23 protein-coding genes are annotated in these 26,291 nt (G+C 65.3%); 6 read left to right on the top strand and 17 right to left on the bottom strand.

Going from position 1 to position 26,291, the window contains the following annotated elements:
- Positions 1-11 precede the first annotated feature (11 nt).
- From NU688_RS09095 to NU688_RS09035, 13 genes are all read right to left on the bottom strand, one after another.
- The gene (locus NU688_RS09095) at positions 12-1,349 is read right to left on the bottom strand and encodes a sulfate adenylyltransferase subunit 1 (protein WP_257860212.1); all 1,338 of its coding nucleotides are present in this window, start codon (positions 1,347-1,349) and stop codon (positions 12-14) included.
- Positions 1,349-2,290, bottom strand: a complete 942-nt coding sequence (gene cysD, locus NU688_RS09090) for a sulfate adenylyltransferase subunit CysD (protein ID WP_257860211.1) — start codon at positions 2,288-2,290, stop codon at positions 1,349-1,351. Before cysD ends, NU688_RS09095 begins: the two co-directional genes overlap by 1 nt.
- Positions 2,291-2,332: 42 nt before the next feature.
- Positions 2,333-2,965 (bottom strand): phosphoadenosine phosphosulfate reductase family protein, encoded by a 633-nt coding sequence (locus NU688_RS09085; protein WP_257860210.1) that lies wholly within the window; start codon positions 2,963-2,965, stop codon positions 2,333-2,335.
- A gap of 11 nt (positions 2,966-2,976) precedes the next feature.
- On the bottom strand, positions 2,977-3,372 hold the full coding sequence (locus tag NU688_RS09080; RefSeq protein ID WP_257860209.1) for a DUF934 domain-containing protein: 396 nt from the start codon (positions 3,370-3,372) through the stop codon (positions 2,977-2,979).
- Positions 3,369-5,147: a nitrite/sulfite reductase gene (locus NU688_RS09075; protein WP_257860208.1), complete on the bottom strand. Its 1,779-nt coding sequence runs from the start codon at positions 5,145-5,147 to the stop codon at positions 3,369-3,371. Before NU688_RS09075 ends, NU688_RS09080 begins: the two co-directional genes overlap by 4 nt.
- Before the next feature lie 942 nt (positions 5,148-6,089).
- The gene (locus NU688_RS09070) at positions 6,090-6,911 is read right to left on the bottom strand and encodes a M55 family metallopeptidase (RefSeq protein WP_257860207.1); all 822 of its coding nucleotides are present in this window, start codon (positions 6,909-6,911) and stop codon (positions 6,090-6,092) included.
- Complete coding sequence (locus NU688_RS09065) at positions 6,908-7,987, bottom strand: P1 family peptidase (RefSeq protein ID WP_257860206.1); 1,080 nt, start codon at positions 7,985-7,987, stop codon at positions 6,908-6,910. Before NU688_RS09065 ends, NU688_RS09070 begins: the two co-directional genes overlap by 4 nt.
- 14 nt (positions 7,988-8,001) lie before the next feature.
- The gene (gsiD, locus tag NU688_RS09060) at positions 8,002-8,928 is read right to left on the bottom strand and encodes a glutathione ABC transporter permease GsiD (protein WP_093432219.1); all 927 of its coding nucleotides are present in this window, start codon (positions 8,926-8,928) and stop codon (positions 8,002-8,004) included.
- Between the two features lie 10 nt (positions 8,929-8,938).
- Complete coding sequence (gene gsiC / locus NU688_RS09055) at positions 8,939-9,859, bottom strand: glutathione ABC transporter permease GsiC (protein WP_257860205.1); 921 nt, start codon at positions 9,857-9,859, stop codon at positions 8,939-8,941.
- Between the two features lie 58 nt (positions 9,860-9,917).
- Positions 9,918-11,471 carry a glutathione ABC transporter substrate-binding protein GsiB gene (gene gsiB, locus NU688_RS09050; RefSeq protein ID WP_257860204.1) on the bottom strand — a complete coding sequence of 518 codons (1,554 nt, stop codon included), beginning with the start codon at positions 11,469-11,471 and terminating at the stop codon, positions 9,918-9,920.
- 75 nt (positions 11,472-11,546) lie between these two features.
- Positions 11,547-13,424 carry a dipeptide ABC transporter ATP-binding protein gene (locus NU688_RS09045; RefSeq protein ID WP_257860202.1) on the bottom strand — a complete coding sequence of 626 codons (1,878 nt, stop codon included), beginning with the start codon at positions 13,422-13,424 and terminating at the stop codon, positions 11,547-11,549.
- Positions 13,425-13,455: 31 nt separating this feature from the next.
- Positions 13,456-14,412, bottom strand: coding sequence for an isoaspartyl peptidase/L-asparaginase family protein (locus NU688_RS09040; protein WP_257860201.1), 957 nt, complete (start codon positions 14,410-14,412; stop codon positions 13,456-13,458).
- On the bottom strand, positions 14,409-15,386 hold the full coding sequence (locus NU688_RS09035) for a MurR/RpiR family transcriptional regulator (protein ID WP_257860200.1): 978 nt from the start codon (positions 15,384-15,386) through the stop codon (positions 14,409-14,411). The genes NU688_RS09040 and NU688_RS09035 overlap by 4 nt, the downstream gene beginning before the upstream one ends.
- A gap of 463 nt (positions 15,387-15,849) precedes the next feature.
- On the opposite strand from NU688_RS09035, the gene NU688_RS09030 reads away from it, so the two are divergent.
- Both NU688_RS09030 and NU688_RS09025 read left to right on the top strand, forming a co-directional pair.
- Entirely contained in the window at positions 15,850-16,611 is a 762-nt protein-coding gene (locus NU688_RS09030; RefSeq protein WP_257860199.1) for an alpha/beta hydrolase, read from the top strand.
- A gap of 107 nt (positions 16,612-16,718) precedes the next feature.
- Positions 16,719-17,567 carry an alpha/beta hydrolase gene (locus tag NU688_RS09025; RefSeq protein ID WP_257860198.1) on the top strand — a complete coding sequence of 283 codons (849 nt, stop codon included), beginning with the start codon at positions 16,719-16,721 and terminating at the stop codon, positions 17,565-17,567.
- A 41-nt stretch (positions 17,568-17,608) separates the two neighbouring features.
- Here the strand turns inward: NU688_RS09025 and urtA are convergent, their stop codons facing one another.
- The 3 genes from urtA to NU688_RS09010 all read right to left on the bottom strand — a co-directional run bounded on the left by urtA (position 17,609) and on the right by NU688_RS09010 (position 20,819).
- Entirely contained in the window at positions 17,609-18,856 is a 1,248-nt protein-coding gene (urtA, locus tag NU688_RS09020; protein ID WP_257860197.1) for an urea ABC transporter substrate-binding protein, read from the bottom strand.
- Between the two features lie 31 nt (positions 18,857-18,887).
- Positions 18,888-20,066 carry an ABC transporter substrate-binding protein gene (locus NU688_RS09015; protein WP_257860196.1) on the bottom strand — a complete coding sequence of 393 codons (1,179 nt, stop codon included), beginning with the start codon at positions 20,064-20,066 and terminating at the stop codon, positions 18,888-18,890.
- A gap of 291 nt (positions 20,067-20,357) precedes the next feature.
- On the bottom strand, positions 20,358-20,819 hold the full coding sequence (locus NU688_RS09010; protein ID WP_257860195.1) for a GNAT family N-acetyltransferase: 462 nt from the start codon (positions 20,817-20,819) through the stop codon (positions 20,358-20,360).
- Positions 20,820-20,943: 124 nt separating this feature from the next.
- Here NU688_RS09010 and NU688_RS09005 point away from each other — a divergent pair, with 124 nt between their 5' ends.
- Positions 20,944-21,972 (top strand): aldo/keto reductase, encoded by a 1,029-nt coding sequence (locus NU688_RS09005; RefSeq protein ID WP_257860194.1) that lies wholly within the window; start codon positions 20,944-20,946, stop codon positions 21,970-21,972.
- Here the strand turns inward: NU688_RS09005 and NU688_RS09000 are convergent.
- Entirely contained in the window at positions 21,969-22,862 is an 894-nt protein-coding gene (locus tag NU688_RS09000) for a LysR substrate-binding domain-containing protein (protein ID WP_257860192.1), read from the bottom strand. The two genes, NU688_RS09005 and NU688_RS09000, sit on opposite strands and share 4 nt — an antisense overlap.
- Before the next feature lie 166 nt (positions 22,863-23,028).
- On the opposite strand from NU688_RS09000, the gene NU688_RS08995 reads away from it, so the two are divergent.
- Genes NU688_RS08995 through NU688_RS08985 form a run of 3 tightly spaced genes read left to right on the top strand, consistent with a single transcriptional unit; the run spans position 23,029 to position 26,289 of the window.
- On the top strand, positions 23,029-24,186 hold the full coding sequence (locus NU688_RS08995) for a branched-chain amino acid ABC transporter substrate-binding protein (RefSeq protein WP_257860191.1): 1,158 nt from the start codon (positions 23,029-23,031) through the stop codon (positions 24,184-24,186).
- An 8-nt stretch (positions 24,187-24,194) separates the two neighbouring features.
- On the top strand, positions 24,195-25,100 hold the full coding sequence (locus tag NU688_RS08990) for a delta(1)-pyrroline-2-carboxylate reductase family protein (protein ID WP_257860190.1): 906 nt from the start codon (positions 24,195-24,197) through the stop codon (positions 25,098-25,100).
- A 16-nt stretch (positions 25,101-25,116) separates the two neighbouring features.
- Positions 25,117-26,289, top strand: coding sequence for an FAD-binding oxidoreductase (locus NU688_RS08985; protein WP_257860189.1), 1,173 nt, complete (start codon positions 25,117-25,119; stop codon positions 26,287-26,289).
- Positions 26,290-26,291: the final 2 nt, after the last annotated feature.

Genomic DNA, 26,291 nt, shown 5'->3' with positions numbered 1-26,291 from the left:
AACCCCAGATTTTAGGCCTTTGCGGCGGCGGGCTGCACGAGCACGGCAGCAGCGGTCTTGTGGGAGGCCGTATCGACCAGCACCAGCGAGCCCAGGGCGCGCGATTGCGTGAAGGGCAGAACGGCCAGCGGCTGCTGCAGTGCGAGCACCACATCGCCGATCGAATTGGCCTCCAGCTGCGTCGCCGGTTCCGATTCGAGCGTGGTGATGTTCACCCGGTCGACGATGCGCGCGACCTTCGCCTTGACCCAGCGGTGGCCCTGCAGCGCCCAGTACACACGGCCCGCGACCAGCGGCTCGTCATCGAGCCAGGCCACGGTGGCAGTGATCTCGCGCACCGGCTCGAAGGCGCCGGGCGCCAGCAGCCAGTCGCCGCGCGACACGTCGACCTCGCGGTCGAGCACGATGCCGGCGCTGTGGCCCGCATGCACCGACTTCGGCTGGCGCGTGTGGCTGAGCACCTGCGCGACGGTGGCGGTCTGGTTGCTCGGCAGCACGGTCACGCGCTGGCCGGGCTCCACATGGCCCGAGGCGACGCGGCCCCAGAACACGCGGCGGCCCTGCGAGGTGTCGGCCGAGGACGAGAACTTCTCGACCCACTGCACCGGGAAGGCGAAGGGCACGGCCTCGTCCTGCACCGTGACCGGCAGGTCTTCGAGCAGCGCGAGCAGGCTCGGGCCTTCATAACCGACCCAGTCGGCATGGCGCGTGGCCACGTTCCAGCCCTTGAGCGCGGAGATCGGCACGATGCCGGCCACTTGCACACCCGCCGCTTCGGCAAAGGCGTTCAGCGCGGTCGAGATGCGCTCGAAGGCCAGGCCCGCGTCGTCGATGGCATCGAGCTTGTTGATCGCGAACACGATCGACTGCACGCGCAGCAGGTTGGCCAGCAGCGTGTGGCGGCGCGTCTGCGGCAGCAGCTCGCGCTTGACCACGGTGCCGTCTTCCACTTCGGCGGCCCAGGCCAGCTTGGTCGCATCGACCAGCACCACGGCGGCGTCGGCGGCCGAGGCGGCGGTGACCATGTTGCGCGTGTACTGCTCATGGCCCGGCGCGTCGCCGATGATGAACTTGCGCTTGGCGGTCGAGAAGTAGCGGTAGGCCACGTCGATCGTGATGCCCTGTTCGCGTTCGGCCGAGAGGCCGTCGGTCAGCAGGGCGAGGTCGGTTTCGCCGCCGCGTTGAACGCCAGCGAGCTGGTCCTGCAGCACGGTCTTGCTGTCCACCAGCAGGCGGCCGATCAGCGTGCTCTTGCCGTCGTCGACCGAGCCGCAGGTGATGAAGCGCAGGGCGGTGCCGGTGTCGCCGCGCACGGCGAGTTCGTTGGGGGTGGCTGTCGTCGCGCTCATCAGAAGTAACCGTCTTTCTTGCGTTTTTCCATGGATGCTTCGGAGGTCATGTCGTCCATCCGGGTGGCACCGCGTTCGCTGACGTCGACCGTGAGCGTTTCCAGCACCACGTCGCCCGCATCGGCCGCGAGGCTTTCCACGGGGCAGGTCGTCGTGATGTCGCCCACAGTGCGAAAGCGCACGTCGCGCACCTGCACCGTTTCGCCGTCGCGCGGCGGGGTCAGTTCGGTCACCGGCACCAGCAGGCCGCGGCGCTCGACCACTTCGCGCTTGTGCGTGTAGTAGATCGACGGCAGGCCGACGTGCTCGCGCTCGATGTACTGCCACACATCCAGTTCAGTCCAGTTCGAGATCGGGAACACGCGGAAGTGTTCGCCCGGGGCGAGGCGCGTGTTGAACAGCGTCCACAGCTCGGGGCGCTGGTCCTTGGGCTGCCATTGGCCGAAGGAATCGCGGTGCGAAAAGATGCGTTCCTTGGCGCGCGCCTTTTCCTCGTCGCGGCGGGCGCCACCGATCAGCGCGTCGAAGCGGAATTCTTCAATGGCTTCGAGCAGCGTCACCGACTGGTGCGCGTTGCGCGATTCGCCGGGGTGCGCCAGGCGCACGGTGCCCCGCGCCATCGAATCCTCGACGCTGCGCACGATGAGTTCGGCGCCCAGTTCCTTCGCGCGCTGGTCGCGGTAGGCCGTCACTTCGGGGAAGTTGTGGCCCGTGTCGATCATCAGCAGCGGGTAGGGAATGCGGCCGACGCCAAACGCCTTCTCCGCGCACTTCAGCAGCACCAGCGAATCCTTGCCGCCCGAGAACAGCAGGGTGGGGCGCTCGAAGGCGGCGGCCACTTCGCGCAGGATGAAGATGGTTTCTTCCTCCAGCGCATCGAGGTGCGTGTTGGACAGGTGCGCCGGAGACAGCAGCAGTTCGGATTCGGTACGGGCGTTCATCGGATGGGGGCTGGATTCAGAGGATCGGTGAGGCGTTGGCGCTCAGTGCGCGATATGCAATCCGCACTCGCGGTTGTCTTCGCCCTTGGTCGGGTCCACGTAGTCGAAGTTGTTCGGCAGGCCGTGCGCCGTGCAGTATTCGTACAGATCCTTGGACGACCAGTGCAGCAGCGGCGCGACCTTGATGAGGCCGTCCGGATTGACGCTGACCGGGTCCATCTGCGCGCGCACGGCCGTGTCGGTGGCGCGCAGCGCGGTGAACCAGACCTTGGGCGCCGTCTCGCGCAGCGCGCGGGCAAAGGGCTCCAGCTTCACTTCTTCGGTGAAGGCGGCGTGGCGCGGATCGTCGAGCGCCGGCGTCGGGCCTTCCACCGCTTCGCGATGCGCACGCGAGCGGCGCGGCAGGTAGATGTGCAGGTCCAGACCCAACTGCTTGGTCACTTCGTCGGCAAAGCGGTAGGTGGCCTCGGTGTTGTAGCCGTTGTCCATCCAGACCACGGGAACATCGCGCTTGGCGCGCGTGACCATGTGCAGGATCACCGCCTCGAACGGGCGGAAGTTGGTGGTGATGATCGCGGGCTGGCCCAGGCCGATGGCCCAGTCCACCAGGCCCTCGGCGTTGCGGCCGAGTTCGGTGTTGATGCGTGCGAAGTCGATGTCGGTGGCGATGCTCATGTCGGATGTGCTCAGTTGCCGGCTGCGAAGTGCGGCGCGGTCTTGACTGCATCGCCCTGATAGAACGAGGCGAAGCGGTCGAACTGGCGCTGCGCGTCGGAGGCGTCCACGCCTTCCTTCAGCACGGCGCTCGAAAAACCGGTGCGTTCCATCTGCACCAGCTGGTCGATCAGCACGTCGCCCGTGGCGCGGATGTCGCCCTGGAAGCCGAGGCGGCGGCGCAGCAAAAAGGCCTGGCTGTAGGCGCGGCCGTCGGTGAACTTCGGGAAGTTCAGGTCGATGCGCTCGATGTCGGCCAGGCAGACCTCGATCGCGAGCGGGTCGGCATCGTTGGCCAGTTGCAGCACCTTCGGATCGCCGTCGTCCACGTGTTCTTCCGCGGACAGGATGTTCAGCGTCTTGTTCATGCTGCCACCTCCACCTTGAAGCGCGCACCGTTGGCCGCGGTCTTGAACGGGTCATGCCCGACACGACGCAGCGTGTCGATGAAGGTCTCGCCCGACATGCGGGTGTCGCGGTAGGTCGTGAGCACGGCCTCGATCACGCCCGGCACTTCAGCCGCCGAGAACGACGGGCCGACCGCCTTGCCAGCCTGCGACGGACCGCTGAGCGCGGAGCCGTCGGAGCCGGCCAGGGTGACCTGGTACCACTCCTTGCCGTCCTTGTCGACACCCAGGATGCCGATGTGGCCGCTGTGGTGGTGGCCGCAGGAGTTGATGCAGCCGCTGATGTGCAGGTCGATCTCGCCCAGGTCGTCGAGCTCGTCGAGGTCTTGATAACGCTCGGTGATGGCCTCAGCGATCGGGATGGATCGCGCATTGGCCAGCGCGCAGAAGTCGCCGCCGGGGCAGGCGATCATGTCCGTCAGCAGGTGCACATTGGCGCTCGCGAAACCGGCGGCGCGGGCGGCGAGCCACAGCGCGTGCAGGTCTTCGGCATGCACCCAGGGCAGCACCACGTTCTGGTCGTGCGTCACGCGGGCTTCGCTGGCCGAGAAGCGGTCGGCCAGTTGCGCGAGCGTGTCGAGTTGGTCGGCCGAGGCATCGCCGGGCGCCTGCTTCAGGCGCTTGAACGACAGCGTGACGGCGCGCAGCGCGGGGTTCTTGTGCGGCGCCACGTTGCGGGCGAGCCAGCGGGCGAACATCACGTCGTCGGCGGCGTGGGCGCGCAGTTCGGCGTCGGTCTTCTCGGCGCTCTGCAGCACGCGGGTGGCCAGCGTCGGCGGCACGAAGGAGGCGGCCACGCGGTCGTACTCTTCCTGCGTGATGGTGTGCGGTGCGCCGTCGTGTTCGAGGATCTGCTTGTACTCGGCATCGACGTCGTCGATGTAGCGCTGGCCTTCGGCCTTCACCAGGATCTTGATGCGCGCCTTGTAGATGTTGTCGCGGCGGCCATAGCGGTTGTAGACACGGATCACCGCTTCGAGGTAATTCATGATCTGCTGCCAGGGCAGGAATTCGCGCAGCACGGTGCCGATGATCGGTGTGCGGCCCATGCCACCGCCCACCTGTACGCGGAAGCCGATTTCGCCGGCCTCGTTCTTCACCACATGCAGGCCCACGTCGTGCCAGCCGGTGGCGGCGCGGTCTTCGGTGGCGCCCGTGATGGCGATCTTGAACTTGCGCGGCAGGAAGGCGAACTCGGGGTGCAGCGTGCTCCACTGGCGCATGATTTCCGCGAACGGGCGCGGATCGGCGATTTCGTCGACGGCAATGCCGGCGCGCTCGTCGCTCGTGATGTTGCGGATGCAGTTGCCGCTGGTCTGGATGCCGTGCATGTCGACCGAAGCCAGCAGGTCCATCACGTCGGCCGACCTGGACAGCGGAATCCAGTTGAACTGGACGTTCTGGCGCGTCGAGAAGTGGCCGTAGTGGGTGGGGAGCTTGTGGCTGCCGAGGAGGCCCTGGGTTTCGATGGCCTTCTTGTAGACCTCGGCCTCGGGTTCGTCGTATTCGCGGGCGATCTTGGCCAAGACGCGCAGCTGGCGGCTCGAAAGCTCACCGTAGGGCACGGCCACGCGCAGCATTGGCGCGTAGCGCTGGACGTACCAGCCGTTTTGCAGCCGCAGCGGGCGGAACTCGTCCTCGTGCAGGCGGCCCTTTTGCCAGCGCTCGAGCTGGTCTCTGAACTGGGCGGCCCGTTGGTGAACGAACTGGCGATCGAATTCTGTGTATTGGTACATCGTGCGTGCTGTGTCTTGAAGTGCGGTGCGTCCAGCGCCCCAGCAAGAAGCCGAGATTCTGAAAGCGGGCCTTATGGAAACAAACTATTTTTTGGTTCGCGCTTTATGCGGATAAGCTAATTCACCAATGGCCATGCGGGTTTGCGGGCGGTTGGATGCTTATTCTGGATAAGGCGGGTGGGGTGGAAACGGGGTGCCCCGGCGCGTTGATTTTAGGAACTGCTGGGTTTCTTGCGTATTGATCTGGTTTTCTTTCCGAGGCCGGGTCTCGCCCCGGCGGGCGACCTACTTTTCTTTGCTTCGCCAAAGAAAGGTAGGCAAAAGAAAGGCGACCCCACTGTCTGCGACCCTTCGCTGCGCTACGGGCAACCTGCGGTGCTCGCGTTTCGCGGGGTCTCGCAGAACTCGCTTCGCTCAGACAGCTGCGAGCCCTGATCCGCGAAACGCTGCGCTCCTCGGCGCAGCCAGAGGGGAGGCGGCAATCAGCGGGCCATCGCTTTGCTCGGCTTGCAATCGGGCCTTTGCTTCGCTCGGCCGCGGTGCCCTCACCCCAGCCCTCTCCCAGAGGGAGAGGGAGCCAATCCGAGCCCAGCGGAGTAGAGACCTGTCGTCGCAGAGGGAGCCAACCCAAGCCGAGCGAAGCAAAGGCCCGAGGGAGTCGCCGAGCGCAGCGATGGCGTGTCGGTCCCCAAAGCCCTTCTGTATGCGCCGAGGAGCGGAGCGTTTCGCGGATCAGGGCTCGCCCTTGTTTGAGCGAAGCGAGTTTGGGCGAGACCCCGCGAAACGCGAGCACCGCAGGTTGCCCGAAGCGAAGCGTAGGGACGCAGACAGCAGGGTCGCCTTTTCTTTGCTTACGTTCTTTTGGCGAAGCAAAAGAAAGTAAGTCGCCTGCCGGGGCGAGACCCGGCCTCCGCCCTCAGCAGAGAAAAAGAAAAAGCAACCTCAGCGCAACATCGCCGACATCGCCGAACAGCAGTTCAGCATCCGCACAGCCGCTTCCACCGTCTCCACGCTGAAGCGCAAGGTAACCCCGTCGACACGCTCGAACGTCGGCCACTGGCAGAACAGGTCGGCCATCATCGGCGACTGGGTGCGCAGCGTGACCACCTGCGGGCCTTTGAACACCAGCGGACTTGCCTTGCCACGCGCAGCCAGCGCTTCAGCGACCCCGGCCCGAATCGCCTTGCGCGATTGCTCCGGCGAAAGCGACACGCCGCTGTTGAAACCAGTCGCCTTCTTGGTCTCCACAAACGTCGCATGCGGAAAGAGCGCCCGGTTCTCGCCGATGAACACATCGTCGCCGCTGCCCATCACGACAGGCACGCCGTACTCACCGGCCAGAGCGCCGTAGATCCCAGCCTCACCCAGTTCCTGGTCCCCAAACCGGATGCCCGCAAAGGCAAACCCGTTGATCGTGTGCGCAAGGATGCCGCGCCCCTGCGCACGCGAGTGATAGCCGACCATGCAGACCGCTTCCACGCCTTCTTCCTCCACGCCCGCCACCATGCTCAGGTAACGCGGCTTGCCCTGCACGACACGGGCACGCGCATCGAGCACATCGGGCGGCATGTTGCGAAAGCCGCCGTGCGAGTCGTTCACCAGCACCTCGGTGGCGCCCGCATCGAAGGCACCGGCAATCGCCGCATTGGCTTCGTGCGCCATCAGCACGCGGGCGCGTTCGTACTCGGGGTTGCCCTGCCGCGCCTGCTCGTGGTGGTAGACGCCTGCAACGCCTTCGATATCGGTGGAGATCAGGACTTTCATGGGAGGGCGTGCACTTCTGCGGAAGAGAAAAGGGAAGAGGGCGGCAACACCTCGGACAGCGCCGCCCGGTGATTGCCATCGCGGCCCGTCACGGCCGCGGCGCGCCAGAGCGCATGAAGAATCGCCTGCTCGGTGCTGTCGGCCGCGGCCTGGAAGAGGCCGTCGAGCAGCCCGTCGTGCACCATCGCGATCGTCGGCATCGGGCGGTCGACGCGGTCGGGCACGGTGTAGGCGGTCGAGAACGCCAGCACGATGTCGCCGCTGCCATGGCCGAAGACCGAGCCGGTGCGCGCAAGGCCCGCGCCTGCACGCAGCGCCACACGGCGCAGCTGGCGCGCATCGAGCGGCGCATCGGTCGCGACCACGATGATGATCGAGCCCTTCTCGGGCTCCTTGCTCTCCGCCTTGCTTTGCTGCGCGGCCAGTCGCTCGCCGACCGCGTGGCCGGCCAGCACCAGTTGCGGCTGGCGCCCGTAGTTCGCGAGCACCAGCGCGCCCACCGTATGCACTTCACCGCAAGGCGACGACACGCGCCGCGAGGCGCTGCCGATGCCGCCCTTGAGCTGGAAGCTCGACATGCCGCGCCCCGCGCCGACCGAGCCTTGCGCGAAGTCGGGGCCGGCGGCGTCGAGCGCCTGCAGGTAGTCGGCCTCGGTGATCGCCAGCCGCTGGATGTCGTTCAGAAAACCGTCGTTGCACTCGAAGACCAGCGGGTTCACCGTCGGCAGCGACCGGCCGCTCTCGGGATTCGCCGCGATGCAATGCCGGATCTGCGCCGTCGCCACCGTGCCGACCGAGAAGGTGTTGGTCAGTGCGATCGGCGTCTCCAGCACGCCGAGTTCTGCCAGCTGCACCAGCCCCACACTCTTGCCGAAACCGTTGAGCACCACGGCTGCCGCCGGCACCTTGTCGCGAAACGGATCGCCCGCGTGCGGGCGGATCACCGTCACGCCCGTCTGCACCGCGCCGTCGTCCAGCGTCTGGTGGCCGACCGTGACGCCTTCGACGTCGGTGATGGCGTTGCGCGGGCCCTGGAGCAGGGTGCCGATGTAAGGCAGGGTGTTCGTCGAGGCCATGAAGAAAGGAGAAGTTACTCGCGGTCGATCTTCGGATCGAGCGCGTCGCGCAGCGCGTCACCCAGGAGGTTGAAGGCGAGCACGGTGAAGAAGATGGCCAGGCTCGGGAACAGCGCCACATGCGGCGAGGTCACCATGTCGGCGCGCGCTTCGCTGAGCATCGCGCCCCACTCGGGCGTCGGCGGCTGCGCGCCCATGCCGAGGAACGAAAGGCTGGCGGCCGTGATGATCGAGGTGCCCACGCGCATCGAGAAGTACACGACGATGGAAGAGATGGTGCCCGGCAGGATGTGCCGCACGATGATGGTCCAGTCCGATGCGCCGATGCTGCGCTCGGCCTCGATGTAGGTCTGCTGCTTCAACACCAGCGTGTTGCCGCGCACGAGCCGCGCGAAGGCCGGCACGCTGAACACAGACACCGCCACCACCACGTTGGTCATGCTGCTGCCCAGAATGGCGACCACGCCCAGCGCGAGCAGGATGCCGGGAAAGGCGAACAGCACGTCCGAGATGCGCATCACGATGCGGTCCCACCAGCCTTCGTAGTAGCCCGCCAGCAGTCCGAAGGCCGTGCCGATGAAGCCGCCCACCAGCACCGAGAGAAAGCCCGCCATCAGCGAAATGCGCGCACCCGCGAGGATGCGGCTGAAGATGTCGCGGCCCAGCGGATCGACGCCGAACCAGTGCGTGGCCGAGGGGCCGCTGTTCAGCATGTCGTAGTCGAAGAAGTTCTCGGGGTCGAAGGGCACGATCCACGGAGCGAACACCGCGACGAACACCAGCAGCAGCACGAAGATCGCGGCCACGATGCCCACGGGCTGCTTCTTGAAGCGGCGCCAGCATTCGCCCCAGGGCGTGCGGACCTTGCCCGCGATCTGGACGGCCGCGACCGGCGTCGTTGGAATGAGGGTTTCGGCAGGCACGCCGGAAGCTTGCGTCATGGCTGCTTGCTCACTTGTAGCGGATGGTCGGGTTGATGTAGCCGTACAGCACATCCACCACGAGGTTGATCAAAATGAACTCGAGTGAGAACAGCAGCACCAGCGTCTGGATGACGGGGTAGTCGCGCATCTGCACGGCATCGACCAGCAGACGGCCGAGGCCGGGCCAGTTGAACACCGCCTCCACAAGGATGGAGCCGCCCAGCAGGAAGCCGAACTGCAGGCCCATCATGGTGACCACGGGAATCAGCGCATTGCGCAGCGTGTGCTTGAACACCACGCCGGATTCGCGCACGCCCTTGGCGCGCGCGGTGCGAACAAAATCTTCCTGGATCACCTCGACGAACGAGGCGCGCGTGAAGCGCGCCATCACGGCCGCCACGGCGGCACCGAGCGTGATCGAGGGCAGGATGTAGTGCTTCCAGGTCGCGGCGCCCACCGTGGGGAGCCAACCGAGCTGAACCGAGAAGATCTGCATCAGCAGCATGCCCAGGGCAAATGCGGGAAATGAAATGCCCGACACGGCGAGCGTCATGCCCAGCCGGTCTGGCCACTTGTTGCGGTACACGGCAGAGACGATGCCGATGCCCATGCCGAAGATCACCGCCCACACCATGCTGATGATGGTCAGCATCACCGTCGGGAAGAAGCGCTCGCCGATCTCCACCGACACCGGCCGCCGCGTGCGGATCGAGGTGCCGAAGTCGCCTTGCAGCATGTGGGTGAAGAAGCTCACGAACTGCTGCGGCAGCGGCTTGTCGAGGCCGAGTTCGGCGCGGACCATGGCCACGGTCTGCTCGTCGGCCTCCTGGCCGGCGGCCAGGCGCGCCGGGTCGCCGGGCAGCATGTGGACGAACAGGAACACCAGCACGGCCACGATGAGCAGCGTCGGGATCAGGCCCAACAGGCGTTTGAGAAAGTAATTCAGCATGGGGTGCGGTTGCCGCGAACGGGCGATGGCGCGGTGCCATCGCCCGGTGCGCGCTCAATCAGTTCGAGACGGCGATGGCGTCGATGTTGATGTTCGCGTCGGGCATCACGAAAACACCCGACAGGCGCTTGGCATGCGCCGACAGGTTCTGCTCGGTCACCAGCGGCACGCGCGGCAGGTCCTTGCGGATCTCGTCCTGCGCGGTCTTGTAGAGCGCGGCCTTTTCCTTGTCGTCCACCGTGATCAGCGCCTTGGCGATCGCGGCGTCCACCACGTCGCTCTTGTAGAACGACATGTTGTTCAACTTCGGTGCCCACGATTCGGAAGCGAACAGCGGACGCAGGCCCCAGTCGGCTTCACCGGTCGACGACGACCAGCCCGTGTAGTACATGCGCACCTTGGCGGTCTTCGGATCGGGCCATGCATCGACCAGCTCGGTGCGCTGGCCCACTTCGAGCGCCTGCACCTGCAGCTTGATGCCCACCTGTGCGAGCTGCTGCTGCACGAACTGGATCGTCTTCTGACTGGTCGTGTTGTTGTAGGCGCTCCAGAGCACCGACTCGAAACCGTTCGGGTAGCCCGCTTCGGCCAGCAGTTCCTTGGCCTTCTTCACGTCGTACGGAATCGGCGCCATCTTCTCGGCGAACTTCACACCCTGGGGCATCACGCCCTGTGCGGGGAAGGCATAGCCGCCGAAGGCGACTTTGGACAGCGCTTCCTTGTTGATCGCGTAGCCGATGGCTTCGCGCACCTTCGGGTTGTCGTACGGCTTCACGAGCATGTTGAATGCCAGGAAGCGCGTGATGATCGATGGCGAGGCCACCACTTCGAGCTTGTCGCTCTTCTTCAGCAGCTCGGCCTGCTCGTAGGGAATGGGGAATGCGAAGTCGGCTTCGCCGGTCTGCAGCATCGCGGCGCGCGTGTTGTTCTCGAGCACCGGCTTCCATTGCAGGTTGTCGATCTTCGGGTAGCCCTTCTTCCAGTAGCCGTCGAACTTCTTGGCCTTGACCGCGTCGGTCTGCTTCCATTCGACGAATTCGAACGGGCCGGTGCCCACGGGGTGGAAGGCGATGTCCTTGTTGCCCCACTTCTTCAGCGCGGCGGGCGAAATCATCGCGGCCGATGCGTGGGCCAGCGAGTTGATGAAGGGGCCGAAGGGCTCCTTCAGCGTGATGCGCACGGTCGTCGGGTTCAGCGCCTCGACCTTGCCCACGCGGTTGAACTGGTTGTAGCGCAGGAGCTTGTTGTCCTGGTTCAGCACGCGGTCGAGCGTGACCTTCACGGCTTCGGCGTTGAAGTCGGTGCCGTCGTGGAACTTGACGCCGCTGCGCAGCTTGATGGTGTAGACCAGGCCGTCCTTGGAGACGTCGTAGCTCTCGGCGAGCACGTTCTGCACCTTCAGGTCCTTGTCGAACTGGAACAGGCCTTCATAGAAGGTCTTGGTCACTGCGGTGGTGATGGTGGTGTTGGTGTTGTACGGGTCCAGCGTTTCCGGCTGGTAGCCGATTGACAGCACCACGTCTTTGGACGCGAGCGCCGTGCCCGATGCAGCCAGTGCCGCCAGGCCCAGCAGTGCGGATGCCCATCGCAGGGAAGAAGAAGATTGCTTCATGGAAGAACTCCAGTCGGTTCGTGGATAAAAAAGCAGGAGGGCCTGCGGGTAGAAAACGGTTTCGAAATCAGAAGGTCAGAAGGCGCCGCCGATGGCGTGCCGTGCAACGAAATGCCCGGGCGCAACCTGCACCAGCGGCGGCACCTCGGGCTCGTCGCCCACCGCGCGAATCGGGCTCGGGATCTCGCCTTCGAGCAGCGCACGCGGTTTGTGGCGGCGCGACGGATCGGCCACCGGCACCGCCGCCATCAGTTTGCGGGTGTAGGCGTGCTGCGGTGCTTCGAACACCGCGCGGCGCGGGCCGATCTCCACGATCTGGCCGAGGTACATCACGGCCACGCGGTGGCTGATGCGCTCGACCACGGCCATGTCGTGCGAGATGAAGAGAAAGGCCACGCCCAGCTCGCGCTGCAGGTCGAGCATGAGGTTGACGATCTGCGCCTGAATGGACACGTCCAGCGCCGACACCGATTCGTCCGCCACCACCACCTTCGGGTTGAGCGCGAGTGCGCGCGCAATCGCGATGCGTTGCCGCTGTCCGCCCGAGAACTCGTGCGGATAGCGCTGCGCCACTTCGGGCGGCAGGCCGACCTTCTGCAAGAGCCAGTCGACACGCTGCTGCGCCTCGGCGCCCTTGGCGATGTTGTGGATCAGCAGCGGTTCCATGATCGAGAAGCCCACCGTCACGCGCGGATCGAGCGAGGCGAACGGGTCCTGGAAGATGAACTGGATGTTCCGGCGCAGCGCCTGCAATTCACGCGTGGGCAGCTCGCGGATGTTCTGTCCGCCGAACTCGATCGCACCGCTCTGGCTCTCGACCAGGCGCAGCAGCGAGCGGCCGGTGGTCGACTTGCCGCAGCCCGATTCGCCGACCAGCGCCAGCGTTTCGCCGGGGTACAGGTCGAAGCTGATCTTTTCCACCGCATGCACGCGGCGCTTCACGCGGCCGAAGAGGCCACTGCGCACGTCGAAGCGCGTGACGAGGTCGCGCACGCGCAGGATCGGGCCGGCGTCTTCGCGCACAGTCGTCCGCGGCGTGGTGTTCGTGCACGGCACGGTCTCGGTGCTGCCTTCGGTGCGCAGCAGCTCGAACTTGGCCGGCAGGTCGGTGCCCTGCATCGCGCCGAGCTTCGGCACGGCCGACAGCAGCGCCTTCGTGTACGGGTGTTGCGGCGCGGCGAACACGGTTTCGGAAGCGCCCGCTTCCACCTTGTCGCCGCGATACATCACGAGCACGCGGTCAGCAATCTCGGCCACCACGCCCATGTCGTGCGTGATGAAGAGCACGCCCATGCGCATCTCCTTCTGCAGCTCGCGGATGAGCTGCAGGATCTGCGCCTGGATCGTTACGTCGAGCGCGGTGGTGGGCTCGTCGGCGATCAGCAACTGCGGCTTGCACGACAGCGCCATCGCGATCATCACGCGCTGGCGCATGCCGCCCGAGAGCTGGTGCGGAAAGCGGTCGAGCACGTTGCGCGCTTCGGGAATGCGCACGAGTTCGAGCATGCGCAGCGCCTCGGCGCGCGCGGCCGCATTGTTCTTGCCCTGGTGGATGCGGATGGCCTCGGCGATCTGCTCGCCGGCAGTGAACACCGGGTTCAGCGATGTCATCGGTTCTTGAAAAATCATCGCGATGTCCGCGCCGCGGATGCCGCGCATCGTGCTGTCGCGTGCCTGCGCGAGGTCGAGCACTTCGCCATTGCGGCGGCGGAACGCCATGCTGCCGCCGAGGATGCGCCCGCCGCCGTGTTCCACCAGCCGCATCAGCGCGAGCGAGGTGACCGATTTGCCCGAGCCCGATTCGCCCACCACCGCGAGCGTTTCGCCATGGTCGACGTGGAAGGACAGGTTCTTGACGGCATCGACGGTGCGTTCTGAAGTCGAGAAGCGCACGGTGAGGTCGTCGACGGCGAGAACGCGGCCGTCCGGCAGGTTGAGGGCAGGGGAGGACATGGCGGTGCGAAAGAAAGAGGGGGCGTGTGCGTCAGGCAAAGATGGCGGTGACGGGGGCTTCGTCGCCGCGCGCGTGGCCGCGGTACATGCCTTCGGTGTTGAAGGCGAGGCTCAGGTTGCCGTGGCGGTCGACGGCGATCAGCCCGCCGGTGCCGCCGATGGCGGGCAGCGATTGGCGCACCACGGCGTGCGTGGCGGCTGCCAGCGTCGCGCCGCCGTAGGCCATGCGCGCGCAGATGTCGTGGGCGGCCGCGACGCGGATGAACATTTCGCCGCTGCCGGTGCAGGAGATGGCGGCCGTGCGGTCGTCGGCATAGGTGCCGGAGCCGATCAACGGCGAATCGCCGATGCGGCCGACGCGCTTGTTGGTCATGCCGCCCGTCGAGGTGGCGGCGGCGAGGTGGCCGTGCATGTCGAGCGCGACCGCGCCGACGGTACCGAACTTCTTGTCTTCATCGAGCGGCGGCGTCATGGCGGCGCCTTCGTGGTCGGTGACCACGCGGCCGGTGTCGCGCACCCGGTAGAGCTGCTGGCGGCGTGCCTCGGTCGAGAAGAAAAAGGGCTCGACCATTTCGAGCCCGTGATCGCGCGCGAAGGCTTCGGCGCCGGTGCCGGCGAGAAGCACGTGGGCGCCGTCTTCGAGCACCGCGCGCGCGGCGCGCACCGGGCGGCGGACGTGCCAGACGCCGGCGATGGCGCCGGCAGCGAGCGTGGCGCCGTCCATCACGGCGGCGTCGAGCTCGTGGGTTTCGTCATGCGTGAAGACCGCGCCGTAGCCGGCGTTGAAGAGCGGGCACTCTTCGAGCAGTTCGACCGCGAGGCAGGTGGCGTCGAGCGCGGAGGCGCCCTTGAGGAGCGCGGCTTGCGCGGCCCGCACGATGTTCTGCAGCGCGTCGTGGTACGCCTGCGCCTGCGCGGTGCTGGTCGTGGCGGCGCTGATGGTGCCGGCACCGCCGTGGATGGCGATGACGGGCGTGGTGTTCTTCATCGGGAAGCTTTCTTCTTTTTCTTGGCCGTGCCGTTCAGGGCGGCGGCGTCGGATGTGCCGGCGGTGCGCGCGGCGATGCCGTCGATGCGCGGCAGCCCGTTCGCGCCGTGCAGCCAGGGCCGCAGCACCTGCAGCGTGCGGCGGGCCGACTGCACCGCATCGGGCACCTGCAGCGCCACGGCGCTGGTCAGCGCCTCGACCAGCGCGAGCACGCTGGTCTCGCAGTTCGGGCGGTAGTTGGTTTCGGTCTGGCAATAGAGCGCCACATCGGCCAGCGGCGCTATCGGCGAGGTCGGCCGGTCGGTGAGTGCGATCACGCCGCAGCCTTGTTCGCGTGCGATCTGCGTGAGCATCACGGTGTCGGTCAGGTAGCGCGGAAAGGTGAGGCCGATGAACACGTCCTTCGGACCCGCGTGCGTCAGCGCGCGGGCCGCATGCGTGACGCCGCTCACGCCCGGCAGCAGGCGCACATCGCGGCAGCTGCTGTCCAGCCCGTGCTGCAGCAGGCCCGCGAGCCAGCCGCTCGCGCCGAAGCCCGCGATGTAGATCGAACGCGCCTTGCCGATGCGCTCCACCGCGGCTTCGCAGGCGGCGTAGTCCAGCGTCTGGCGCGTGGCTTCGATGTTGCGGCGGCTCTCGTCGAGCGCGGTCGCGAACACCTCGGCCACCGTGCTCGGGTGCTCGAGGTTGCCGCGCAGCCGTTCCACCGGCGCCACCAGCGACTCGAAGCCGCGCACGAGTTCGGCGCGGAAGGTGGCGTAGCCGTCGAAGTCCAGCGCGCGGGCAAACCGGTTGGCCGTGGCGACGGAGACGCCCGCGGCGGTTGCGAGCTCGTCGATGGGCAGCGTGGCCACTTGCAGCGGGTGTTCGAGCACGTAGTCGGCCACCTGCCGGTGCGAACGCGTCAGCCGCGGCAAGGCCTGCGCAATGCGCTGGGCCACGGTGGTGCCTGGGGTGTCGACAGGGGTGCTCATGAAGGTGCGGAGGAGCCCGAAAGTGTGCGGTTTTTGAAAACTGGTTTACAAATATAAGTCAGGACGGAAAATTTTCTGTCATTTTTGACCGAGTTCGCAATTAACGGGCCAGCGGCGAAGGGGTTTGGAAAAGCGGTGGATGCGCGGTTTCCCCTCTGGGGGCACGCACCAAAGCTCTCCGCGGGTGCGGCTTCTAGGTGTTTCCCCGAGGTGGCGGCTTCTCGTGGCGCGACGCGATCGCGCGCAGCGGCGCGCGGCCGGTTGCGTCATTGACTCCTGACCGGATCGCCAGCGACGATCCGCCGCGGTGCGCATTGCACCGTTCAAAAAACAAAGAGGATTCGCTATGAGGGCTGGAGGAGTCTTGCGCGCGCTGGCGTGCGTGTGCGGTTGTGCGTTGCTGGTCGCGTTGTCCGCCTGCGGGAGAGGCGGTGGTGGAGGCGGAGGCGGCGGCGGGGCGGCCTTGCCGATACTGCCCGTGGGCCCGTCGGCCAATCCGCCACCCTCGGCGACGGGGCGCGTGGCGTCCGACAGCATCAAGTCCGCAAAGACCGGTGCGACCTATTCGCTCAACGTCTTCATTCCGGCCTCGTACGACGCCGACACAGCGGCGTACCCCGTCATCTACGCAACGGACGGCGACGCGAACTTCAATCCGCCCGGCAACCGTTTCGAGAACTTCAAGGCCATCCTGGAGAAGCGAGGTGCGAAGGCGATCCTTGTCGGCATCGGCGGAACTGATCGGCGTGGCACCGACTACGTGCTGCCCGGCGTCAACGCGTACCACGACTTCCTGACGCTCGAGCTGGTGCCATTCATCGAAGCGAAGTACCGCGCCGATGCGAAGAAACGCATGCTCACTGGCCTGTCGCTCGGCGGCTTGATGACGGGCATCGCGTTCTTGCTGGAAGCGCCGGACAAGCTGACCTTTTCGTACTTCCTGTCCTTCGAGGGCTCCTTCGGATACCAGAAACCCGACCTGGACGCCCTCGAGCAGAAGATGTTCGACGCATCGGCCGGCGAGCAGTTTCCGGTGACCCTGCTGCTTGCACGATGCAACAGCGGCTCCGACTGCAATGCGGTTCCGGTGAGCGATCTGTACCAGAAGCTCAGCGACCGTCACTACCCGGGCCTGGCGCTGATCTCGACCCTCTTTTCCTCGACTTCGCACACGCAGACGGATATTCCGGCGTTCGAGGATGCGGTGGCACGGGTCCTGAAATAGGTTTCGCAAACGACCGCCCGACGGCGTTGACCCCGTCGCGGGCTGCGGCGACTATCTCTCCCGGTGCGACTTGCACCGGGGGAACGAGGAACAAACATGAGACTTGAATGGCTTCGCCGCGCGCTCGCGGCGATGGGTACTGCGTGATCCTTGCGGGCGTGTCCGCATGCGGAGGCGGGGGTGGAGGAGGCGGCGGTCTGCCGATACTCCCGCCGACCGGCGGTGTTCCCATCCAACCGGGGCCGTCGACCAGCGGCCGCGTGGTGACGGACACCTTCCAATCGACCGCCAACGGCGTGCGCTATTCGATCGAGATCTTCATCCCCACCGCCTACGACAGCAGCAGCGATGCGGTGCCCACCATCTATGCGCTCGACGGCGACGCCACCAACGGCCTGCCCGATACGCGATTCACGAATCTGAAGAACATCCTGGTCAAGCGCGGGACGAAGGCCATCCTCATCGGCATCGGGAACAGCGCGCGCAGGCAGGAGGACTACAACTTTCCGGGCGCCAATGCTTATCACACCTTCCTCGCGAAGGAGCTGATCCCGTATGTCGAATCAAAGTACCGCGCGGACCCGAAGAAGCGGATGCTCACGGGCCTGTCGACCAGCGGCAACCTCGCGGCCACGGCGCTGTTCCTGGAGGCGCCGGACAACCTGGTCTTCTCGTACTTCATTTCCATCGAGGCCGCCTTCTGGCAGCAGGAGACCCAGAACTACGACCTTGAAAAGAAGATGTTCGACGCGCTGGCGGGTAGGCCACTTCCCGTCACCTTGATCCTCGCGCACTGCGTCAGCGGGGGCAATGAGCCGGCCGTGATGGCGATGTACCGCCGAATGGCGGCTCGAGGCTATGCGGGGCTGCAACTCCTCGACACGGCGTTCGATGCGACCCATGTCGGCGCCGACGTTCTTGCATTCGAGGACGCGATCGTGCGGATCTTCAAGTAGGCAGCGGACGCGGGGGGCTGCGGGCCGGCGCGTCCTCGGCGCTACTTCCTGCTCTTCGCCAGATAGGGGCTGAAGGGCTGGGCCGGAATCGGCCCTTGCGTTCGCCAGAGGATGTCGAACTGGCCGTCCCTGCGCACCGAGCCGATGAAAACAGGCTTGTGCAGGTGATGGTTGACCGCATCCATCTTCAGCGTGAACCCCGAGGGCGCCTGGAACTCCTGCCCCGCCATGGCCGCCCGCACGGCGTTGACGTCCGTGGTGCCTGCCTTCTCGACGGCCTGCTTCCACATGTACACCCCCACGTAGGTCGCCTCCATCGGGTCGGTGGTGACCACGCGGGCATTGAGCGGCTGCAGATGCCGGGCCTGAACATAGGCCTTCCACTTCCGGATGAACGCTTCGTTTCGCTCGCCCTTGATGGACATGAAGTAATTCCAGGCCGAGAGCCGGCCCTCCAGGAGCCTGGGGTCGATGCCGCGCAATTCTTCTTCGCCCACGGAAAAGGCAATGACCGGAATGTCCGAGGCCTTGACATCCTGCTCGGCGAGTTCCTTGTAGAAGGGAACATTGGCGTCTCCGTTGATCGTGGAGATCACCGCCACACGTCCTTTCTTTGAGAAATCCTTGATCTGGCGGACGATCGCACCGAAATCTCCATGGCCGAATGGGGTGTAGACCTCCTCGATGTCCTGCTCCGGAATTCCCCTGGACAAAAGAAAAGACCGCAATATCTTGTTCGTGGTGCGCGGATAGACGTAATCGGTGCCCAGAAGATAGAAGCGCCTGGCCTGTCCGCCTTGCGCGCTCATGAGGTATTCAACCGCGGGAATGGCCTGCTGATTCGGGGCCGCACCCGTGTAAAAAATATTGTTCGATTGTTCCTGGCCTTCGTATTGAACGGGATAAAAAAGCAATCCATTCAGTTCCTCGACAACGGGCAGTACGTGTTTGCGAGACACCGAAGTCCAGCAACCGAAGACCGCTGCCACCTTGTTCTGGACAAGGAGCTCCTTCATCTTTTTTGCATACAAGGGCCAATTCGACGCGGGATCCACGATCACAGGCTCGATTTTCCGTCCCAATACTCCGCCGGCGGCGTTGATTTCATCAATGGCCATTGTGGCGATATCGGCGAGGACGGTTTCGCTGATGGCCATGGTTCCCGACAGGGAATGAAGTATTCCTATCTTGATTGGAGGCAAATCGGGCGCGGGCGTTGGAGCGGACCATGTCCTGCTGCCGCAGAGCAACAGCGCGCACCATAAAAAAATGACTTTCGCATTGGGCATCGAATTTTCCTTATTGCGTCAAACACCGCGATCAATGGATGAATTTGCCATCCTGGGAGATCATGGTCAATTCAGAAAATGAAGACCCGCTGTGATCCGTGGGTCCGTAGTCGATGGTAAATCCACCCAGGTCATATTGATCCAGTGTCTCCAGCGCGGCAATAAGATTTGCGCGGGTGGGCGTGCCCGATATGCGGCTCAACCCCAGTGCAAGAACCTTGGCAGCGATAAATCCTTCGAAATTGGTGAATGAAATTGCATTGCGCGGATTGCTCTGCGCGGAGATCTGTTGGTATTCGCGCACCAGCGCCGAGCGCGTGCCCCAGGGGTAAGGGACGACCTGGGAGACGATCACGCCCTTTCCGTCACTGCCCAGTCGTTCGGACAAAGCCTTGGCGCCGACGTATGAAACATTCACGAAGCGTGGATGCGAGCCCAGCGCCTTTGTTCTTTGAATAAAGGCAGCGGATGCGTTGTATCCGGTGACGAGGATGACCGCCTGCGGTGTGGTCTTGGAAATACTTGCCGCAGCACCCGAAATTTCCTCGGAATTGGGCTCCACCTTTTCCAATGCGACAAGCGAGATACCGTGCCGTTTCAAGGCACGATTCACGCCGGCGAGCCCGGCGCTGCCATAGTCGTCGTTCTGGTACAGGAGTGCAATTTTCGTCATGCCGAGCGTGACCAGCAGATCCACCATCTTTTCTGTTTCGGCGAAATAGCTGGCGCGCGTATTGAAAATGTATTTGTTGAATGGCGTGCGCATCGCTTCGGACCCCGCCAGAGCACCAATCAAAGGAACGCGGGCCTTTGTGAAAACCGGCATTGCGCTCATGACATTGTTCGTGCCGACATAGCCGAAAAGAGCCATGACCTGATCTTGCGCAATGAGCCGCTGCGTGTTTTCCCCCGTCTTGGCGGGAATTCCAGCGTCGTCGTAGGTTTGGAGCACTATTTTCCGCCCGCCAATTCCGCCCTTTGAATTGACATGATCGAAATAAGCCTGTGCTCCCGCCTGCATTTCGGCGCCGATTTGCGCATCTACACCCGTCAATGGCACCGATTGACCGATGACGATTTCCGAATCGATGGCACCAGGAGGAGCCGCCATCGCCGCTCCGGGCGCGAGCGTCAGAAAAATACCTGCGACAAATGCGGCGGCGATTTTCTTTAATTCCGGCCGTCGGACCTCGGGATGGATGGTTTCCATTGGCGTGCGATGTGTATTTCGAACCTGATTGAAAAAAAGCGGTAACAGATGACTGTTTCTGTCAGGTTCCATTGAAACTTAAGGTTTCCTTTGGTTCCATACGCCATTTGCCGAACAGGCTGATGAAATACTGCGCCAGCGCTTATGTTTTTTTGTCTGCGAACAAGAGCTTTTTCCGCATCGTGCGATATGCGGTGAGGGAAATTAACAATTCGCCCCGAGCGATTTGCAATTCGTTGAAAGCGCTGGGGATGGTCGAATTTCCCCGGCAGCGAATTGCGGGGATGCGCGTCACCGGCGTCGGCCGGCGTCTTTCTGCATGAACACGCTCAGCGGATCGTCCGGATACCGTCCGAACCGTTCGCGTCGCGCGTAGCCGGAACGCGCATAGAACGACAGCGCCTCGGGCTGGCTCACGCCCGTCTCCAGTCTGAAGATCGCGCAGCCCCTGGCCGTCGCTTCGTCTTCGAGAAACGCCAGCAACTTGCCGGCGATGCCTTGTCCGCGGTTCTCCGTCCGCACGTACATCCGCTTGAGTTCGCCGTATTCGGGCTCGATGACGATGGCCGCGCAGCCGATCGCCGAGCTTGCTTCATCGCGTGCAACGGCGAACAGCACATTCGCGGCCGACAGCGCCGCGATGTCGATGCCGTAGTGGGCCTCCGGCGGATACAGCGGTTTCTGGTACGCATCGAGGTCGTCGATGAGCTGGATGACGTCGGGCTGGGCGGGGTTTTCAATGGCAATTTGCATCGGTCGATATTACTTAGCCGAATTCGACAAAGCCCGACGCGCAAAGGGGTTCAACGCCCCGGCCAACAATGGCCCAACGGCGCGCCGGTCGGCCCGCCGCTTCATTCTTCGAAGGAGCAGCACTTTGGAATACCGTCATCTGGGCAAATCGGGCCTCAAGGTCCCCGTGTTGAGTTTTGGCACCGGCACTTTCGGCGGCAAGGGCGAGTTCTTCAGCGCCTGGGGCAGCACCGACGTGGCCGAGGCGCGCAAGCTCATCGACATCTGCATCGATGCGGGCGTCAACATGTTCGACAGCGCCGACATCTACTCCGACGGCGCCGCCGAATCGGTGCTCGGCGAGGCCATCAAGGGCCGGCCGCGCGACAAGCTCATCATCTCGACCAAGGCCACCTTCCGCAGCGGCCCCGGGGCGAACGAGGTGGGGTCGTCGCGTCATCACCTCGTGCAGGCGGTCGACAGCGCGCTCAAGCGCCTGGGCACCGACTACATCGATCTCTTCCAGCTGCATGGCTTCGACGCGAGCACGCCCGTCGAAGAGACCGTGTCCACGCTCGACGACCTCGTGCGCGCGGGCAAGCTGCGCTATGTGGGCGCGTCGAACTTCTCGGGCTGGCATTTGATGAAGTCGCTGGCGGTGTCGGAGCGCTACGGCTACGCGCGCTATGTGGCGCACCAGGCCTACTACTCGCTGATCGGCCGTGAGTACGAGTGGGAGCTGATGCCGCTCGCGCAGGACCAGGGCGTGGGTGCCGTGGTCTGGAGCCCGCTGGGCTGGGGGCGCCTCACGGGCAAGATCCGCCGCGGCCAGCCGCTGCCCGCCAACAGCCGCCTGCATGTGACCGCCGACATGGGCCCGCCGGTGGCCGACGAGCTGCTGTACCGCGTGGTCGATGCGCTGGAAAAAGTCGCCGGAGAGATCGACAAGACGGTGCCGCAGGTCGCGCTCAACTGGCTGCTGCAACGGCCGACGGTGTCGAGCGTGGTCGTCGGTGCGCGCGACGAAACGCAACTGCGCCAGAACCTCGGCGCCGTGGGCTGGAACCTCACGCCCGCGCAGGTCGCCGAACTCGATGCGGCCAGCGCGGTGACGCGGACGTATCCCTACTGGCACCAGCAGGGCTTTCTGGAGCGCAACCCGAACCCGGTCTAGGCAGGTGTTAGTCCGAGCACCCACTGCTTGAAGTGCTCGAGCGCCCCGGAGGCCGGACGGCCTTCGGGGTACGCGAAGTAATAGCCCTGCGGCACATCGAGGTGCCGGTCCACGGGGATCACCAGTTCGCCGGTGCGCAACTCGTGCTCGATGAGGATGCGCGGCGCGAGGCCCACGCCCATGCCAGCCGCGGTCGCCGCCACCACCATCGTGAAGAGCTCGTAGCGCGGCCCGCGCGAGGCGTGCACCGTGTAGTCCCAACCCTGCTGCGCATACCAGTCGCGCCACGCATGCGCGCGCGTGCTCAGGTGCACATGGCGGCAGCGCTCGAAGCCCGCTTCGTCCCACGGCCCATTGGCATCGCGAAAGGCCGGACTGCAGATCGGCACCATCTCGCCCTCGGAAAAGATCAGCCCGCCGCGCGTGTTGGGCCAGAACTGGTCGCCGAAATAGATGGCCGCGTCGTAGGCGTTTTCCTGGAAGGAGAAGGGCTGCGAGCGCGCCGACAGGTTCACCGTGATGTTCGGATGCAGCCGGCTGAAATCGGGCAGCCGCGGAATCAGCCACTGCGTAGCGAAGGTCGGCACCACGGCCAGCTCCAGCACGAAGCCCATGTCGTGGCCGGCGCTGATTTCCAGCGTGTCGCGGCGGATCTGGTCGAGGTGGTGGCGGATGCGCGCCGCGTACTCGCGCCCCACGTCGGTGAGCGTGAGGCGCCTGCGCACACGCGAGAAGAGGGGCACGCCGAGCCGTTGCTCCAGCATCGCCACTTGCCGCCCGACCGCGCTCTGTGTCAGTGCCAGTTCGACCGCCGCGCGGGTGAAGCTCCCCAGCCGCGCCGAGGCCTCGAAGGCCTGCAGCGCGCCGAGGTTGGGAATGTCTTTTCTCATCGGTTGCCTGTTGTCTCTTCTGTCCTGCATGCCTCATGCACCTACCGTGCCGGGCCTCGTTCCTTCCGGCGCTGCACAACGTTGTGAGTATTTAGCGTTTGTTTCGCATGCCGCCGCGACCCTATTCTGCGTCCCGACCCCTGCCAACGATATGAGGAGACTTCCGATGATTGTTCTGCGCACCCGCTGCACTGCCCGGTCTACTGCCTTGGGCATTGCACTGGCTTCCGTCCTGGGACTGCCCACCGCCGCGCTCGCGCAGGCCGAGCAGACCGTCACCATCGGCCACGCCGGCCCGCTCACCGGCGGCGCGGCCCACTGGGGCAAGGACAACGACAACGGCGCGCGCCTGGCGGTCGAAGACCTGAACAAGCAGGGCCTCGTGATCGGCGGCAAGAAGATCAAGTTCGTGCTCCAGTCCGAAGACGACCAGGCCGACCCGAAGCAGGCCATGGTGGTGGCCAACAAGCTGGCCGACATGGGCGTGAAGGGCATGCTGGGCCACTTCAACTCGGGCGCCGCCATTCCGGCCTCGGCCGTCTACAGCCGTGCAGGCCTGCCCGACGTGTCGACCGCCACCAACCCGACCTTCACCAAGCAGGGCTACAACAACGTCTTTCGCATCCTGGCGAGCGACGACGACGTGGGCATGGCCATCGCCGACTTCACGGTGAAGGATTTGAAGGCCAAGAAGATCGCGGTGATCGACGACCGCACCGCCTACGGCCAGGGCGCGGCCGAGGTGTTCACGCGCGGCGTGAAGGGCCTGGGCGGCACCATCGTCGCGCAGGAGTTCGGCAGCGACAAGGCGACCGACTTCATGGCCATCCTCACCAGCATCAAGGCCAAGCAGCCCGATGTGGTGTTCTACGGCGGCATGGATGCGCAGGGCGGCCTGATCGCTCGGCAGATGAAGCAGCTGGGCATCACGGCCAAGCTGTTGGGCACCGACGGCCTCTGCACCAATGAGGTCGCCAAGATCAGCGGCGGCGCGGTCGACGACCTGCTGTACTGCACGCGCGGCGGCAAGGAGATCGAAAAGACCTCCAAGGGCGCCGAGTTCGAACAGCGCTACAAGGCCCGCTTCGGCGTCGAGGTGCTGACCTACGCACCGTATCTCTACGACGCCATGATGGCGCTGGCCGCCGGCATGCGCACGGCCAACTCGGTCGAGCCCGAGGCCTACCTGCCGGCGATGCGCAAGGTGAAGTTCGATGGCGTCACCGGTGCCATCAGCTTCGATGCCAAGGGCAACCTGCAGAAGCCGGACTTCACCGTCTTCACCTACAAGGACGGCAAGCGCGTCCGCGTGGCCGGCTCCTGAACGCACGCATGCGGACGCTTGATGCAGCGGAGACGGCGGCGGCGCTGCCTTATGGCGCGCTGGTCGAGGCGCTGCTGCAGATGTTCGAGCGCGAACGCCGGGGCGAGGCACATGCCGCGACCCGGACCTCGGTGCCGCTCGCGGGCGGCGGCGTGCTGCTGCTGATGCCTGCGGCGGACCCGCACTTCGTCGCGCTCAAGACCGTGACGGTGCATGCCGGCAATGCCGGACTCGGATTACCGGTGGTGCAGGGCGAAGTCACGCTGATGGACGCGGCCACCGGCACCCGGCTGCTCGCGATGGATGGCAATGTGCTGACCGCCCGACGCACCGCGGCGCTGTCGCTGGCCGGCGCTGCGAGGGCAGGGCGCCATGTCGGCGGCCGCATGCTGCTGATCGGTGCGGGCGTGCAGGCGCGTTCGCATGCCGAGGCGTTCGCGGAGGTTGCGGGCGTGCGCCACCTCTGGATTCACGCGCGCACGCAGGCCCATGCCGAAGAACTAGCGCAGCACATGCGAACGCTCGGCGTGGATGCCAGCGCGATCGCCGATCCCGCGCAGGTCAGCGAAGCGGCTGACGTGATCGTCGCCACCACCAACTCCCCGACGCCCGTGATCCCGCCGAAGGTGCGGCCGGACGCAACGGTGATCGCCGTTGGCGCCTATCGCGCCGAGATGGCCGAGGTTCCGCCCGAACTCGTGCGCCGCTGCGCCGTGTTTGTGGATACGCTGGAGGGGGCGCGCAGCGAGGCCGGTGACCTGATTCAGGCGGGCATTGACTGGTCCACCGTGCAGGCCTTCGCGGACGCGGAACCTGCAACGCAAGACCAGCCGGTGCTGATCAAGACCGTGGGCCATGCCCTGTGGGACCTCGCGGCGGCGCAACTGGCGTACACGCATCAACAGCAACGATGAAGCAAGGAAAGCATTCATGCGTCGAGTGGTGATCATCGGCGGCGGGGCCATCGGTTCGGCCATCGCCTATTTCTTGACCAAAGACCCGGAGGCCGAGCCCTTCGAAGTCACGGTGGTCGAGCGCGACTTCTCGTACAAGCAGGCGTCGTCGGCACTGTCTGCAAGTTCGATCCGGCAGCAGTTCTCGACCGCCATCAACATCGAGATGTCGCTCTACGGCATCGATTTCTTCCGGCACCTGGGCGAGACCTTGCGCGTTGGCGACGATGTGCCGGACATCGGCCTCGTCGAGCCGGGCTACCTCTACCTGGCCTCACCGGCGGGCGTCGAGGTGCTGCGCGAGAACCATGCGATGCAGAAGGCGCATGCGGTGGACGTGGCGCTGATGACGCCCGATGAATTGAAGGCGCGCTTTCCGTGGATATCGACGGAAGGCGTCGAACTCGCATCGCTGGGCCTTTCGGGCGAAGGCTGGTACGACGGCTACAGCCTGCTGCAGGCCTTTCGCAAGAAGGCCGCCTTGCAGGGCGCGCGGTACATGCAGGCGCATGCGACGGGACTGCATCACAACGGGCGCACCGTGACCGGCGTGCAGCTCGACAACGGCGACACGCTCGATGCCGACATCGTCGTCAACGCCGCCGGCGCGTGGGCCGCGAAGGTGGCCGAATGGGCCGGCATCGACCTCCCGGTGCGCGGCCGCCGCCGCAGCGTGTTCAGCTTCTCGTGCCCCGAGACGCTGCCCGGCTGCCCGCTGGTCATCGACACCTCCGGCATCTGGCTGCGCCCCGAGGGCCGCCAGTTCATCTGCGGCTTCGCGCCGCCCGAAGACCAGGACCACGACGACGCGCCGCTCGACGTCGAGTACGGCGCCTTCGACGAACTCATCTGGCCCGCGCTCGCCGAGCGAATCCCGGCTTTCGAAGCCATCCGCATGACCGGCGCCTGGGCCGGCTACTACGAGATGAACGTGTTCGACCACAACGCGATCCTCGGCCTGCACCCGGACTGCGACAACCTGTTCTTCGCCAACGGCTTCTCGGGCCACGGGCTGCAGCAATGCCCGGCCGCGGGGCGCGGCATCGCGGAGCTGATCCGCTTCGGCGCATACCGCAGCCTCGATCTCTCGCCGGTCTCCTTCGCCCGCATCCTCGAGAACAGGCCGCTGCTCGAGAAGAACGTGATCTGAAG

Source organism: Variovorax sp. ZS18.2.2 (genome assembly GCF_024701975.1).
GTDB lineage: Bacteria > Pseudomonadota > Gammaproteobacteria > Burkholderiales > Burkholderiaceae_C > Variovorax.
This window is presented reverse-complemented; position numbering and strand designations above follow the sequence as displayed.